This window comes from Roseiterribacter gracilis, from assembly GCA_018332375.1.
Lineage (GTDB): Bacteria > Pseudomonadota > Alphaproteobacteria > BOG-932 > Roseiterribacteraceae > Roseiterribacter > Roseiterribacter gracilis.
In genome coordinates this window covers 851,653-865,580 of sequence record BOPV01000001.1, presented here as the reverse complement: position 1 = coordinate 865,580, position 13,928 = coordinate 851,653, and the positions used below count along the sequence as shown (strand labels likewise).

At 62.9% G+C, this 13,928-nt stretch carries 13 protein-coding genes; 12 read left to right on the top strand and 1 reads right to left on the bottom strand.

The window, feature by feature from the left end:
- The first annotated feature begins 12 nt into the window (after positions 1 to 12).
- Genes proS through TMPK1_RS04235 form a run of 5 tightly spaced genes read left to right on the top strand, consistent with a single transcriptional unit; the run spans position 13 to position 7,314 of the window.
- Positions 13 to 1,314: a proline--tRNA ligase gene (proS, locus tag TMPK1_RS04255; RefSeq protein WP_420241647.1), complete on the top strand. Its 1,302-nt coding sequence runs from the start codon at positions 13 to 15 to the stop codon at positions 1,312 to 1,314.
- 6 nt (positions 1,315 to 1,320) lie between these two features.
- Positions 1,321 to 2,568: a lipoprotein-releasing ABC transporter permease subunit gene (locus TMPK1_RS04250; protein WP_420241646.1), complete on the top strand. Its 1,248-nt coding sequence runs from the start codon at positions 1,321 to 1,323 to the stop codon at positions 2,566 to 2,568.
- On the top strand, positions 2,561 to 3,241 hold the full coding sequence (locus tag TMPK1_RS04245; RefSeq protein WP_420241645.1) for an ABC transporter ATP-binding protein: 681 nt from the start codon (positions 2,561 to 2,563) through the stop codon (positions 3,239 to 3,241). Before TMPK1_RS04250 ends, TMPK1_RS04245 begins: the two co-directional genes overlap by 8 nt.
- Before the next feature lie 10 nt (positions 3,242 to 3,251).
- Positions 3,252 to 6,680: a DNA polymerase III subunit alpha gene (dnaE, locus tag TMPK1_RS04240; protein ID WP_420241644.1), complete on the top strand. Its 3,429-nt coding sequence runs from the start codon at positions 3,252 to 3,254 to the stop codon at positions 6,678 to 6,680.
- Positions 6,681 to 6,690: 10 nt separating this feature from the next.
- A complete protein-coding gene (locus TMPK1_RS04235; protein WP_420241643.1) occupies positions 6,691 to 7,314 on the top strand; it encodes a LysE family translocator in 624 nt (207 codons plus the stop codon).
- Between the two features lie 4 nt (positions 7,315 to 7,318).
- Here TMPK1_RS04235 and TMPK1_RS04230 read toward each other — a convergent pair whose 3' ends face one another.
- Complete coding sequence (locus TMPK1_RS04230; protein ID WP_420241641.1) at positions 7,319 to 7,840, bottom strand: CC0125/CC1285 family lipoprotein; 522 nt, start codon at positions 7,838 to 7,840, stop codon at positions 7,319 to 7,321.
- Between the two features lie 267 nt (positions 7,841 to 8,107).
- Here TMPK1_RS04230 and rpsB point away from each other — a divergent pair, with 267 nt between their 5' ends.
- Genes rpsB through TMPK1_RS04195 form a run of 7 tightly spaced genes read left to right on the top strand, consistent with a single transcriptional unit; the run spans position 8,108 to position 13,894 of the window.
- The gene (rpsB, locus tag TMPK1_RS04225) at positions 8,108 to 8,878 is read left to right on the top strand and encodes a 30S ribosomal protein S2 (protein ID WP_420241640.1); all 771 of its coding nucleotides are present in this window, start codon (positions 8,108 to 8,110) and stop codon (positions 8,876 to 8,878) included.
- A 25-nt stretch (positions 8,879 to 8,903) separates the two neighbouring features.
- Positions 8,904 to 9,824, top strand: a complete 921-nt coding sequence (gene tsf / locus TMPK1_RS04220; protein WP_420241639.1) for a translation elongation factor Ts — start codon at positions 8,904 to 8,906, stop codon at positions 9,822 to 9,824.
- Between the two features lie 2 nt (positions 9,825 to 9,826).
- Positions 9,827 to 10,558, top strand: coding sequence for a UMP kinase (gene pyrH / locus TMPK1_RS04215; protein WP_420241637.1), 732 nt, complete (start codon positions 9,827 to 9,829; stop codon positions 10,556 to 10,558).
- Positions 10,559 to 10,573: 15 nt separating this feature from the next.
- Positions 10,574 to 11,131 carry a ribosome recycling factor gene (gene frr / locus TMPK1_RS04210; protein ID WP_420241636.1) on the top strand — a complete coding sequence of 186 codons (558 nt, stop codon included), beginning with the start codon at positions 10,574 to 10,576 and terminating at the stop codon, positions 11,129 to 11,131.
- Positions 11,131 to 11,853, top strand: a complete 723-nt coding sequence (uppS, locus tag TMPK1_RS04205; RefSeq protein ID WP_420241635.1) for a polyprenyl diphosphate synthase — start codon at positions 11,131 to 11,133, stop codon at positions 11,851 to 11,853. Before frr ends, uppS begins: the two co-directional genes overlap by 1 nt.
- 22 nt (positions 11,854 to 11,875) lie before the next feature.
- A complete protein-coding gene (locus TMPK1_RS04200; protein WP_420241634.1) occupies positions 11,876 to 12,691 on the top strand; it encodes a phosphatidate cytidylyltransferase in 816 nt (271 codons plus the stop codon).
- A gap of 12 nt (positions 12,692 to 12,703) precedes the next feature.
- The gene (locus TMPK1_RS04195) at positions 12,704 to 13,894 is read left to right on the top strand and encodes a 1-deoxy-D-xylulose-5-phosphate reductoisomerase (protein WP_420241632.1); all 1,191 of its coding nucleotides are present in this window, start codon (positions 12,704 to 12,706) and stop codon (positions 13,892 to 13,894) included.
- The last annotated feature ends 34 nt before the right edge of the window (positions 13,895 to 13,928 follow it).

The following is a 13,928-nucleotide window of genomic DNA, read 5'->3' as shown; positions in this document are numbered from 1 at the left end:
AAGTGGCGCCCCATGCGCCTCTCCCAATACTTCCTCCCGACGCTCAAAGAGACCCCGTCCGACGCCCAGATCGTCAGCCACCGGCTGATGCTGCGCGCCGGCATGATCCGGCAGATGTCGGCCGGCATCTATGCCTGGCTGCCGCTGGGATACCGCGTTCTCAAAAAGATCGAGAACATCGTTCGTGCCGAACAGGATCGGTTCGGCGCGATCGAGATGCTGATGCCGACCATCCAGTCGGCCGATCTGTGGCGTGAGAGCGGACGCTACGACGCGTACGGTCCCGAGATGCTGCGCATCAAGGATCGGCACGAACGCGAAATGCTGTTCGGTCCGACCAACGAAGAGATGATCACCGACATCTTCAAGCGCGAAGCCAAGTCGTATCGCGAGCTGCCGAAGATTCTCTATCACATCCAATGGAAGTTTCGTGACGAGGTGCGGCCGCGCTTCGGCGTGATGCGCGGACGCGAGTTCCTGATGAAGGACGCCTATTCGTTCGACATCGACGAAGCCGGCGCCCGCCGTTCCTACCAGAAGATGTTCGCGGCCTATCTGTCGACCTTCGCGCGCCTGGGGCTGAAAGCGATTCCGGTGCGCGCCGATACCGGCCCGATCGGCGGCGATCTCAGCCACGAATTCCACATTCTCGCCGACACCGGCGAAAGCCAGCTCTATGTCGATCCGAAATTGTTCGAGGTCGACATGAAGGCGCTGGGACCCGACGACGATCTCGCCGGTTTCATGGAGCGCATCACCTCGCTCTATGCGGCTGCCGACGAGCTGCACGATCCGGCGAAGGCGCCCAAGGAACTCGTCACGCGTCGCGGCATCGAAGTCGGGCACATCTTCTATTTCGGCACCAAATATTCGGCGCCGTTGGGCGCGCAGGTCGTGGGTCCCGATGGAACGCCGGTTCTGATCGAGATGGGAAGCTACGGCGTCGGCGTTTCGCGCCTGGCCGCCGGCATCATCGAAGCAAGCCACGACGAAGCCGGCATCATCTGGCCGGACGAAGTCGCGCCGTTCAAAGTCGGCCTGATCAATCTAAAAAGTGGTGACGCCAAGACTGACACGGCGTGCAACGACCTCTACGCCAAGCTCAACAATGCCGGCGTCGAGACGCTGTATGACGATCGCGACGAACGTGCCGGCGGCAAGTTTGCCAACATGGATCTGATCGGCTTGCCCTGGCAGATGATCATCGGCCCCAAAGGCGTCGAAAAAGGCGTGGTCGAATTGAAGCGTCGCGCCACCGGCGAACGACATGAGCTTTCGGTCGACGACGCACTCGCCACGATCGCGCGCGGCTAATCCAAAATGTTCAATCCATTCGAGCGCATGGTTGCGGCGCGCTATCTGCGTGCGCGGCGCCAGGAAGGCTTCATCTCGGTCATCGCGGGCTTCTCGCTGCTTGGCATCGCGCTGGGTGTTGCGACCCTGATCATCGTCATGGCGGTGATGAACGGGTTTCGCACCGAGCTGTTGAGCCGGTTGCTCGGCACCGAACCGCACATCGTCGTTTCGGCGCAGCAGCGCGGTCTGACGGACTGGCCCGACGTGCTGAAAAGATTGCAGGCTTTGCCGGGCGTGGTCGACGTGCAGCCGGTCACCGAAGGGTTCGGCCTGTTGCAGGCCAACGGCAGAACGAGCGGTGGCATCGTACGCGGCGTGCGCAACGAAGATTTTCTGCGCTCACCGATGGCGCAGAAAATCAACGCTGGTGATCCAACCAAATTCGACGCTGACGAGGATGGAATCGTCATCGGCTTTCGTCTCGCCAAAGCATTTGGCCTGCGGCCGGGCGATCAATTGCAATTCACCAGTCCAACGACGTCTGCGACGCCGTTCGGGTCGGTGCCGAAACAGAAAAGTTTCAAAGTCGCGGCGACCTTTGACCTCGGTGTGTATGAATTCGACAGCAGTCTGATTCTCATCCCGATGGAAATCGCGCAGGCGTTGTTCGGCGTTGGGCAAGGCGTGACTGCGCTGGAGCTACGCGTTACCAAACCCGCCGGCGACCTCAAGCCGGTCATGGCCGCGGTCGAGCAAGCGGCCGGTCCGGGCTTGGCCGTGCGCGATTGGCAACAATCCCGCGCAGGTTTTTTTGAGGCGATCGACGTCGAACGTCACGTGATGTTCTTGATCTTGTCGCTGATCATCATGGTCGCAGCGTTCAACATCATTTCGTCGATGATCATGTTGGTGAAAGACAAGGGGCGCGACATTGCGATCCTGCGCACGATGGGTGCAACGCAGGGCACGATCTTGCGCGTTTTCTTTCTGACCGGCGCATCGATCGGTGTGCTCGGTACGGCGCTTGGTTTCGTGCTGGGCGTTTTGTTCTGCCGCAACATCGAAGCCATTCGTGGCTTGGTCGAACGGTTGAGCGGCGCCAACGTCTTTAATCCTGAGATCTATTTCCTGTCGAAACTGCCCGCGATCATCGAATGGAACGAAGTCGGGCAGGTGGTCGCGATGGGCATCGGGTTGAGCTTCCTCGCGACGATCTATCCGGCCTGGCGTGCCGCGCGTCTCGATCCGGTGGAGGCGCTTCGCTATGAGTGAGACTCGTCTCGAATTGCGCGACGTCACGCGCACCTTCGAACAGGCTGGCGAAAAGCTCGACGTTCTGCGCGGCATCAATTTCGCCATTCACCCCGGCGAGCTGGTTGCGCTGGTCGGTCCGTCCGGATCGGGCAAGTCGACCTTGCTGCACGTTGCCGGTCTGTTAGAGGCACCCACAACCGGCACCGTGCTGGTGAACGGCGAAGTCGCGGGCGATCTCGACGACGCGTCGCGTACGGCGCTGCGTCGCCGCACGATCGGGTTCGTCTACCAGGCGCATCATCTGTTGCCGGAATTTTCGGCGCTCGAAAATGTCGTCGTTCCGCAGATGCTGAACGGAATTTCGAAGCGCGACGCGGCGGCGCGCGCGCAGGAGTTGCTCGAACGCGTCGGACTTGGCCATCGCACGACGCACCGGCCGGCGCGCTTGTCGGGCGGCGAACAGCAGCGTGTTGCAATCGTGCGTGCGCTGGCCAATCAGCCCGCACTGCTGCTGGCCGACGAGCCGACCGGCAATCTCGATCCGCATACGGCCGAAGATGCGTTTGCGATGTTGGCGGAACTGGTGCGGTCGACCGGTGTCGGGGCGTTGATCGCGACGCATAATTTCGACCTGGCGGGACGCATGGACCGCGTCCTTCGGCTGCAAGACGGTCGCGTCGAATCGGCCTAGCTTAGGCGCCATGTCGCACGCAGATTTCGTCCATCTTCGCGTCCACAGCGCCTATTCGCTGTCGGAAGGCGCGATCAAGCTCAAGAAGCTGGCCGAACTCTGCAAAAAACAGGGCATGCCCGCGGTTGCCGTCACCGACAGCGGCAACATGTTCGGCGCGCTGGAATTTGCCGACGCCGCCTCTGCGGTCGGCGTGCAACCGATCATCGGCACACAGCTGGGTTTGTCGCGGCCGGTGCCGCGCGGCGGCCAGCGTCCGTTGCCCGAGCCGATCGTGCTGCTGGCGCAGAACCAGACTGGCTATCGCAACTTGATGAAGCTGGTGAGCCAGGCCTGGGTCGAAACCGGGCCGGGCGAACCACCGCAAGTCGCGATGGATGTGCTGGCGCTGCACACGGACGGCGTGATCTGCCTCACCGGCGGTGCACACGGGCCGGTGGGCAAACGCCTGCTTGAAGGACAGACGGACATGGCGAGCGAAACGCTCGCTGAATTGGCGCTGGCCTTTCCTGGTCGCTGCTACGTCGAACTGCAGCGCCACGATCTTGAAGACGAACGTCGCACCGAAGCGGGGCTGGTCGATCTTGCCTATGCGCAGAACCTGCCGCTGGTCGCGACCAACGAATGTTTCTTCGCCGATGACAGCATGTACGAAGCGCATGACGCGCTGCTGTGCATCGCGGAAGGCCGTTACGTCATCGAAGAAGACCGTCGACGCGTCACCCCGGATCATCGGTTCAAAAGCGCTGCCGAGATGCGCGCGTTGTTCGCCGATCTGCCCGAGGCGGTCGACAACACGCTGGTGATCGCGCGGCGTTGCTCGTTCCTGCTGAAACCGATCAAGCCGCTACTGCCTGCGTTCGACGCGGTCGACGAAGCGCAGGCGCTGCGCGATCTGGCCAGCAACGGACTGAAGGCGCGGCTGATCGCAGCCAAGATCGAAGGCGACGCGCAGAAGCCCTATTGGGACCGGCTCGATTTCGAATTGAACGTGATCGCGGGAATGAAATTCCCCGGCTACTTCCTGATCGTTGCGGACTTCATTCAATGGACGAAGTCGCAGAATATTCCGGTCGGTCCGGGTCGTGGTTCGGGCGCCGGTTCAGTCGTCGCCTGGGCGCTGACGATTACCGACTTGGATCCGTTGCGGTTCGGCTTGCTGTTCGAGCGATTTCTCAATCCCGAACGCGTGTCGATGCCCGACTTCGACATCGACTTCTGCCAGGATCGCCGCGACGAGGTGATCCAATATGTGCGCCAGCGCTATGGCGAAGATCGCGTCGCGCAGATCATCACCTTCGGTAAGTTGCAGGCGCGCGCGGTGCTGCGCGACGTCGGGCGTGTGCTGCAGATGCCGTTCGGGCAAGTCGACCGGCTGACCAAGCTGGTGCCGAACAATCCGGCCAATCCCGTGACGTTGGAGCAGGCAATCGCGGGCGAGCCGATGCTGCAGGCGATGCGCGACAGCGACGAAAGCGTCGCCAAGCTGATCGACCTGGCGCTGAAACTCGAAGGTCTGTACCGCCACGCATCGACACACGCAGCCGGCGTCGTGATCGGCGATCGCCCGCTGAACGAGCTGGTGCCGCTCTACAAAGATCCCAAGAGCGACATGCTCGTCACCCAGTTCAACATGAAATGGGTGGAGCAGGCGGGGCTGGTAAAGTTCGACTTCCTCGGCCTCACAACGCTGACAGTGTTGGAGAAGGCGGTCGAGCTGATCGAACGCGGCGGTGGTCCGCGCTTGGATCTGACCAATCTGCCGCTCGACGACGCCAAGACGTATCACCTGCTGGCACGCGCCGAGACGACCGGCGTGTTCCAGCTGGAAAGTTCGGGCATGCGCGACGTGCTGCGTCGCATGAAGCCCGACCGGTTCGAAGACATCATCGCGCTCGTCGCGCTGTATCGACCGGGCCCGATGGACAACATCCCGCGCTACATCGCGGTGAAGAACGGCGAAGAAAAGCCCGATTATCTGCACCCGAAACTGGAACCGATCCTGGCCGAAACCTTCGGCATCATGATCTACCAGGAACAGGTGATGCAGATCGCGCAGGTCCTGTCGGGCTATTCGCTCGGCGACGCCGACTTGCTGCGTCGTGCAATGGGCAAAAAGATTCAGGCCGAGATGGACGCGCAGCGGCAGCGCTTCATCGAGGGCGCCAAGACGACGAGCGGCGTCGACGCACAACAGGCGAGCGAGATCTTCGACCTGGTCGACAAATTCGCGGGCTACGGTTTCAACAAAAGCCACGCCGCCGCCTACGCGCTGGTCGCCTATCAAACCGCGTATGTGAAGGCAAATTTCCCGGTCGAATTCCTCGCCGCGTCGATGACTTATTCGATGGCGAACACGGACAAGCTTGGCGTCTATCGCCAGGAGCTCGACCGGATGGGGCTGAAATTGCTGCCGCCGGACGTCAATCGTTCGCTGCCCGATTTCGGCGTCGAAGAGCATGAAGGCGCCAAGGCCGTGCGGTACGCGCTGGCTGCGATCAAAGGCGTCGGCATTCCTGCGATGCGCTCGCTGGTCGAAGCGCGCGCCGAGCAGCAATTCAAAGATCCGTTCGACGTCGTACGTCGCGTCGATCCCAAGGCGCTTTCCAAACGACAGCTGGAAAGCCTGATCTATGCCGGCGCGTTCGACACGCTCGAACGCAACCGCCATCGCCTGTTCGAAGCCGCTGACACGTTGCTGCGCTTCGGCCAGTCGGTCGCGGCCGAGCGCGATAGCGGGCAGGTGTCGCTGTTTGGTGGCGCAGGGCCCGCGCTCGCGGCGCCGCCGCTGCCCAGCGTTGCCGACTGGGATCAGATGGAACGGTTGCGCCACGAATTCGAAGCGATCGGATTCTGTCTGTCGGCGCATCCGCTGGATTCGTTCCAGAAAGCGCTGACGCGGCTGGGCGTCGTCAAATGGTCGGAGCTACCGGCGCGCATCGCGCGCGGTGGTGCAACGCGCTACCGGATGGCGGGGGTCGTCGTCGGTAAGCAGGAACGCACGTCGGCCAAAGGCAATCGTTTTGCGTTCGTGCAGCTCTCCGACACGACCGGCGTGTTCGAAGCGGTGATGTTCAGCGAAGTTCTGTCCGCGCATCGCGACAAGCTGGTGGTCGGCACGCCGCTGGTCGTGTTCTGCGATGCGCAGATGCAAGGCGAAGAAGCGCGCCTGACCGTGCAATCGGTCGAAGAGCTGGAGCAGGCGGCCGCAAGCGCGGCCGGCGGTCTGGAAGTGTTCCTGCGCGGACCGGAACCGGTCGACGGACTGCAGAAGCTGCTGGGCACGATCGCCAAAGGGCGCGGCCAGATCTTCGTCGTCGTGCCGATCGAAGGACAACGTGAAGTGCGCCTGCAGTTGCCGGGCGCGTTTGCCTTCACCGCAAAAGATCGCGGCGCGATCAAATCCATGCCCGGCATCATCGACGTGCACGATCTGTGACGCCCAATTCGTGACGATCGAACTCGCAGCAATTCTTCCGTACGCATTGGCTTTGTTCGTCGCGGCGGCGTCGCCGGGACCGAACGTGGCTGCGATCGTGTCGTGCGGCATCGCGCGCGGCTTTGCGCCGGCCGCCGCGTTGGCACTCGGCGTCGTCGCCTGCGACGTCTTCTGGGTCATGTTGGTGGTCGCCGGCTTGTCGCTGTTGGCGCAGCAGCTGGGGCCCGTGTTCCTGGCGGTGAAGATCGTCGGCGCGCTGTATCTCGCCTGGCTGGGCTTCAAGCTGTGGCGGGCGCCGGTCGAGGCGGCTTCGCTGGTGCCGCCCAAGACCGACGGGCGCGGCCTGGCGCGGCAGTTCCTGCTGGGCTTCGGCCTGACCCTGGCCAACCCCAAGGCGATCCTGTTTCACGCCGGCGTGATGCCGACCTTGCTCGATCTCGAGCGCGCGACCTTGCTCGACGCGCTGGTGCTGGCTGGGGTGGTGACGGTCACGGTCGGCACCGTGCATCTGACCTATGCCCGCATGGCCGCGAAGGCGCGGCTGTTCCTGGGCGACCCCAGGCGTATGCGGCTGGTCAACCGCGTCGCCGGTACCGTGATGATCGGTACCGGCGCGCTGGTTCTTCTTCGCTAGTTGCTCAGTAGCCCTGGCGCGGCTGCAGCGACGCCGCGGCCAACGGGCCCAACCGGGTCGTCACGTCGCGTGCGTCATAGGCATTGCGGTCGTTCGCGGGCTTGGGTCCACGGAAAACCAGAATGTCAGCCTGGGCGTTGAACTCATTGATTGGGCGGCTGTAACCCGAGCCGCCACGCAGCCCGTAGCCCCAGCGCGGGCCCCACCAGCCGTAATGGCCGTAAAAGGCGGGCTCGTCCCAGTGATAGGAGACGTCGCGGTCGGTTTCGGCCTTGGCGACGACGAAGAACGTGTTGCCGGTCTTGAGCGTCAGCTCGGCGGCACGGAGCAGGAGGAAGTTCTCCACCGTCTCGCGCGGGGTGACGGTATTGCCCTTGAAATTGACGCGGAATCGGTTGGCCTCGATCTGCGTCTCGGAATAGCCCTCGCCGCCGGGCGTGGTGGCCGGGCCGTAAGGGGTTGGAGATGCGCAGCTGGCCAGCGCCAAGAGCGCCGCCAGCGCAGTCGCCGGTCGCAAGATACGCATGGGATGGTTTCCTTTCAGGCCGGAGAACGTCTGGGAAGCCTATCTATTCCAGTCCTGGAGCCCAGCCAGGCTGCGAGTGGGTAACACGCAGTGTCCGGTTGCACCCGCAGGGCTTACTCGCTATATCCCCGCGCTCAACTCAACCCCACACGCGGGCTTGCGCTGACCGGGAGTTCCGGTCCGTGCTCCGGTGTCTTGTGATCACCCTTCGGGGTTTTCCTAAGGCGACGCCCGCGGCGGACGAACCGGAAAAAGGATATTCCGCAGATGGCTCTGCCTGCTTTCAGCATGCGCCAGCTCCTCGAAGCTGGTGTGCACTTTGGTCACCACACCCGTCGTTGGAACCCCAAGATGAAGCCGTTCATCTTCGGTGTCCGTAACGGCATCCACATTATCGATCTCGAACAGTCGGTGCCGATGCTGCACCAGGCGCTGCAGGCTGTGCGCGACGTCGCCGCCAACGGTGGCCGCATTTTGTTCGTTGGTACGAAGCGTCAGGCGCAGGAAAAGATCGCCGCTGCTGCGCAGCGCTGCGGTCAGTACTACGTCAATCACCGTTGGCTCGGCGGAATGCTGACCAATTGGAAGACGATCTCGGGCTCGATCCGTCGCCTGCGCGAACTGGATGAAAAGCTCGCCTCGGCTGAGACGCAGCATGGTCTGACCAAGAAGGAGCTGCTGCAGCTCACGCGCGAGAAGGACAAGCTGGAACGCGCGCTTGGCGGCATCAAGGAAATGGGCGGTCTGCCCGACGCGATCTTCATCATCGACGTTACCCGCGAGTCGATCGCGGTGCAGGAAGCCACCAACCTGAAGATCCCGGTCATCGCCGTGGTCGACTCGAACGCTGATCCGTCGGGCGTGACCTATCCGATCCCGGGCAATGACGACGCGCTGCGCGCGATCGAAATGTACTGCGATCTGGTTGCGTCGGCGGTGCTGGACGGCTTGCAGGCCGAACTGCGCGCGTCGGGCGTTGATATCGGTGCCAACGAACAGGCCCCGGTCGAAACGCTGCCGGCTGAAGCGACCGCCTGAACCTTTTGATCTGAGAGTACGAAACATGGCCGAAATCACCGCTGCGCTGGTGAAGGATCTTCGCGAGAAGACCGGCGCTGGCATGATGGATTGCAAGAAGGCGCTGGGCGAAGTTGCCGGCGACTTCGAAGCTGCCGTCGATTGGCTGCGCAAGAAGGGTCTTGCCGCTGCCGCAAAGAAGTCGGGCCGCGTTGCGGCCGAAGGTCTGGTCACGGTTGCGACCACCGGCACCTCGGGTGCGGTGGTCGAAATCAACGCCGAGACCGACTTCGTTGCGCGCAACGACCAGTTCCAGTCGTACGTGAAAGCGGCTGGTCAGATCGCATTGCAGGTCGATGGCGACGTCGAGGCGTTGAAGAACGCCAAGCACGGCGACAAGACGTTGCAGGAAGAACTGACCGCGCTGATCGCCACCATCGGCGAGAACATGAGCATTCGTCGCGTCGCCAAGCTTGCTGTGAAGCAGGGTGTGGTTGCGTCGTACGTGCACAACCCGATTGCGCCGAACCTCGGCAAGATCGGCGTGCTCATTGCGTTGGAGTCGGCCGGCGATCCGGAAAAGCTGCAGGCGCTTGGCCGTCAGCTCGCGATGCATGTCGCGGCTGCGCGTCCGGAAGCACTGTCGATTGGCGACGTCGATCCGACCAATCTCGATCGCGAACGCGAAGTGCTTGCCGATCAGGCGCGTGCGTCGGGCAAGGGCGAAGACATCATCGCCAAGATGGTCGAAGGCCGTCTGCGCAAGTACTACGAAGAAGTGGTGCTGCTCGAGCAGGTCTACGTCGTCGACGGTGAGTCGAAGGTGAAGTCGGTCGTCGAAAAGGCGACCAAGGAGATCGGTGCGCCGGTCGTGCTTGCTGGCTTCGTGCGCTTCGCGCTCGGCGAAGGCATCGAGAAGGAACAGGTGGACTTCGCCGCCGAAGTCGCAGCCCAAGCGGCTCGCTAAGCATGAAGGCGGGGGGCGCCGAACCTTCGTTTAAACGCGTCCTCCTCAAGGTCTCTGGTGAGGCCTTGATGGGGGATCGCGAATACGGACTCGATTCGACCACGGTCGAACGCATTGCCGCCGAAGTAAAAGCGGTTGTTGAGATGGGCGTCGAAGTCTGTCTCGTGATCGGCGGCGGCAACATCTTTCGCGGCATCTCGGGTGCTGCGAACGGCATGGAACGCGCCAGCGCCGACTACATGGGCATGCTGGCAACCGTCATCAATTCACTCGCGGTGCAGAACGCGCTCGAACGTCTCGGCGTTTCGACGCGCGTTCAATCCGCGATTCCGATGACGACGGTTTGCGAGCCGTACATTCGTCGTCGTGCGGTGCGTCACATGGAAAAGGGGCGGGTGGTGATTTTCGCCGCCGGTACCGGCAATCCGTTTTTCACGACCGACACGGCGGCCGCATTGCGCGCCAGCGAAATGGGCTGCGACGCGCTGCTCAAAGGAACCAAGGTCGACGGCGTATACACCGCCGATCCGATTAAGGATCCGACCGCAACGCGCTATGAAAAACTGACCTATCTCGACGTGCTGGCGCGCGATCTCGGCGTCATGGACGCGTCGGCGATCAGCCTGGCGCGTGAGAGCGATATTCCGATCCTGGTGTTCTCGATCACCGAGCCCAACGGCTTCGCGAATATCTTCCGCGGCTCAGGCCGCTATACGATTGTCACAAATCGCTGATACGGACCTGAACCCATGACCCATCCGAAGCTCGCAGACGTCAACCGTCGCATGGATTCGGCACTGGAAGTGCTGCGGAAAGAATTCGCCGGCCTGCGTACCGGGCGCGCTTCGGCGAGCCTGCTCGAGCCGGTGATGGTCGAAGCCTACGGCCAGACGATGCCGATCACCCAGGTCGGTACGGTGAGCGCGCCCGAGCCGCGCCTGATTACGGTTTCGGTATGGGACAAAGGCATGGTCGCCGCCGTTGCTAAGGCGATCGGTGCGGCCGGCCTTGGTCTCAACGCGCAGGCGGATGGGACGACGGTGCGCGTTCCGATTCCGGAACTGAACCAAGAGCGTCGCGCTGAGTTGGCCAAGGTCGCAGGCAAATATTCTGAAGAGGCGCGTGTCGCCGTGCGCAACGTGCGCCGCGACGGCATGGATCTCTTGAAGAAGGCCGAGAAAGATCGCGAGATTTCGGAGGACGAGCACAAGCGCTTGGCCGAAGAAGTGCAGAAGCTGACCGACGCGCACATCAAGAAGATCGACGAAGCGCTCGCGTCGAAGGAAAAGGAAATCAAGCAGGTCTGATGCCGACGACCGCCGCACCCGATGATGCTCTGCCGGTCCATGTTGCAATCATCATGGATGGCAACGGGCGCTGGGCGACGGCGCGCGGGCTGACGCGTACTGCGGGTCATCGCAAAGGCATCGAAACGGTTCGTCGCACCATCGAAATGGTCGGTGAACGCGGCATTCCGTATCTGACGTTGTTTGGTTTCTCGAGTGAGAATTGGCGCCGTCCGGCGGCCGAAGTCGAAGATCTGATGTTGCTGCTGCGCTTTTATCTGCGCAGCGAAATCGCCGAGCTGCACAAACAGAATGTGCGGCTGCGCGTAATCGGTGAGCGCGACAAGCTTGCGTCCGACATCGTCAAGCTGATCGAGCGCGCCGAAGAACTGACCAAAGACAACACTGCCCTGAACCTCACGGTCGCGCTGTCCTATGGCGGTCGTCAGGATTTGGTGCAGGCCGCGCGCAAGCTGGCGGCGTCGGGCGTCGACCCAGCGACGATCGACGAAGACGCGTTCGCAAGTGCGTTGTGGACGGCCGATTTGCCCGACCCGGATCTGCTGATCCGGACTTCGGGTGAACAACGTATTTCAAACTTCTTCTTGTGGCAGTCGGCCTATGCGGAGCTTGTCTTCCTCGATACGCTTTGGCCGGATTTTTCGCAGTCGGATCTAGATCATGCCATCCGCGAATTCGGCCGGCGCGAACGCCGATACGGCGCGGTCCTGGAAACACGCTGACAACGATTCTGCGTCTCCCCACATGAGCGGGGAGGGCCACAATCGCAATCTGCTCCAACGGATCGTGTCGGCATTGGTGTTGGCGCCGCCAGTGATCGCCGCCGCGATTTGGGGCGGCACACTGTTCGATCTGCTCGTCTTCGCGTTCACCGCCGCAGCGTTGCGCGAATGGCTGCGCATGACGTGGCCCGATCCCGAGCTGCACTACGCAATCATCGCCTATGTCGGCCTGTTCTTTCTGCTGGTCGCGACCTGGAGCGGTGGCCTGTGGCCGGCGCTCGCAACCTTCGTGATCACCGGCGCCGGCCTCTACGTCCTGGCGCGTGTCGGCGGGGCGCAAAACCCGCGTCTCAGCACCTTCGGTCTGGCCTATGTCGGGGCCAGCCTGGTGTCGCTCGCCTGGTTGCGCGGGCACGACCCGCACGGCTGGCAGGACCTACTGTTCGTGCTGCCGGTCGTGTGGGCCGCGGACATTGGCGGCTATGCGGTCGGGCGAAGCCTTGGCGGCCCCAAACTCTGGCCGCGGATCAGCCCCAAGAAGACCTGGGCGGGTGTGGTCGGCGGTTTTGCGCTGGCGCTGCTGGTTGCGTTCCTGTGGGCCGAAGCCTTTGCAGCGCCGGTGGTCGCGACCTTGGCGGTCGCTGCCTTCGTGGCGGCGCTGGCGCTGGCTGGCGACCTGTTCGAAAGCGCGATCAAGCGCCGTCAGGGCGTCAAGGATTCCGGCGGGCTGATCCCGGGCCATGGCGGGGTTCTGGACCGGATCGACGCCGCTTTGCTGGCGGTTCCTGGCTTTGCGCTGCTTGTCGCACTCGCCGGCCGGCTCACGGCGTGGCATTGAGGCGCCCGTAACATGAAACGGATCACGATTCTTGGCGCCACCGGTTCGGTTGGTCGCACCACGCTCGAGCTCGTCGCGGACCATCCCGAGCAGTTTCGTATTGCGGCACTGACCGCGAACCGCGACGTGGCCGGGCTTGCCGCAGCGGCGCGCCGCTTTGGCGCCGCGCGCGCCGTGGTCGCCGACCCAAGCTGCTACACGGCGCTGAAAGAAGCGCTGGCGGGCACCAATATTGAGGTTGCTGCCGGACCCGCTGCGGTCTGCGGAGCAGCTGCAATGCCAGCCGACATCGTTGTTGCAGCGATCGTTGGCGCGGCGGGATTGAAGCCCACGTTGGCCGCGATCGAAGCCGGCATTCCGATCGCGCTCGCAAACAAGGAAACGCTGGTCTGCGCCGGCGAAATTGTTTTGCAGGCAACGCAGAAAACCGGCGTGCCATTGTTGCCGGTCGACAGCGAACACAGCGCGATCTTTCAGGTCTTCGCACCAAACGAACGGCGCGCCGTCGAACGTTTGATTCTGACTGCATCGGGCGGTCCGTTCCGCGACGCACCGCTCAGCGTGATGCAGCGCGCGACCGCGGCCGATGCAGTGAAGCATCCGGTGTGGTCGATGGGCGCCAAGATCTCGATCGACAGCGCAACGATGATGAACAAGGGCCTCGAAGTGATCGAGGCGCATTTCCTGTTCGCGATGCCGGAAGAACGCATCGACATCGTCGTGCACCCGCAATCGGTCGTGCACTCGCTGGTCGAATATCAGGACGGGTCAGTGCTTGCGCACTTGGGCCATCCCGACATGCGCACGCCGGTTGCTGTTGCGTTGTCCTGGCCCAATCGTCTCGAGACCAACTGCAAGCGGCTTGATCTGGCGCAGATCGGCAAGCTGACCTTCGAACCGGCCGATCCGGTGAAATTCCCTGCCATCCGCCTTGCACGCGAGGCGCTGCGCGCCCGCGGGGCGGTACCAACCGTACTCAACGCTGCGAATGAGGTGGCGGTCGCCGCTTTCCTCGAGAACCGCATCGGATTCCTGGACATTGCTGCGATCGTCGAACGCACCATGGAGGCCGGTCCGACCGGCCCGCTTGGCTCGCTCGACGACGTAATCCAGGTTGACGAGACGGCCCGCCGCATTGCCGCCTCTTTCGTGACAGCGTCTGATGCCACGCCTGCGCCGCAAGTCGCGGCGTCGGCGGGCTGACGACACGCCGTCCAACATTAATTCGGTCTCCAGC

What these genes read in the sequence shown, in the direction of transcription:
- proS (WP_420241647.1), top strand. Translation starts at nt 13, where the DNA reads ATGCGCCTCTCCCAATACTTCCTCCCGACGCTCAAAGAGACCCCGTCC.
- TMPK1_RS04250 (WP_420241646.1), top strand. Translation starts at nt 1,321, where the DNA reads ATGTTCAATCCATTCGAGCGCATGGTTGCGGCGCGCTATCTGCGTGCG.
- TMPK1_RS04245 (WP_420241645.1), top strand. Translation starts at nt 2,561, where the DNA reads ATGAGTGAGACTCGTCTCGAATTGCGCGACGTCACGCGCACCTTCGAA.
- dnaE (WP_420241644.1), top strand. Translation starts at nt 3,252, where the DNA reads ATGTCGCACGCAGATTTCGTCCATCTTCGCGTCCACAGCGCCTATTCG.
- TMPK1_RS04230 (WP_420241641.1), bottom strand. Translation starts at nt 7,840, where the DNA reads ATGCGTATCTTGCGACCGGCGACTGCGCTGGCGGCGCTCTTGGCGCTG.
- rpsB (WP_420241640.1), top strand. Translation starts at nt 8,108, where the DNA reads ATGGCTCTGCCTGCTTTCAGCATGCGCCAGCTCCTCGAAGCTGGTGTG.
- tsf (WP_420241639.1), top strand. Translation starts at nt 8,904, where the DNA reads ATGGCCGAAATCACCGCTGCGCTGGTGAAGGATCTTCGCGAGAAGACC.
- pyrH (WP_420241637.1), top strand. Translation starts at nt 9,827, where the DNA reads ATGAAGGCGGGGGGCGCCGAACCTTCGTTTAAACGCGTCCTCCTCAAG.
- frr (WP_420241636.1), top strand. Translation starts at nt 10,574, where the DNA reads ATGACCCATCCGAAGCTCGCAGACGTCAACCGTCGCATGGATTCGGCA.
- uppS (WP_420241635.1), top strand. Translation starts at nt 11,131, where the DNA reads ATGCCGACGACCGCCGCACCCGATGATGCTCTGCCGGTCCATGTTGCA.
- TMPK1_RS04200 (WP_420241634.1), top strand. Translation starts at nt 11,876, where the DNA reads ATGAGCGGGGAGGGCCACAATCGCAATCTGCTCCAACGGATCGTGTCG.
- TMPK1_RS04195 (WP_420241632.1), top strand. Translation starts at nt 12,704, where the DNA reads ATGAAACGGATCACGATTCTTGGCGCCACCGGTTCGGTTGGTCGCACC.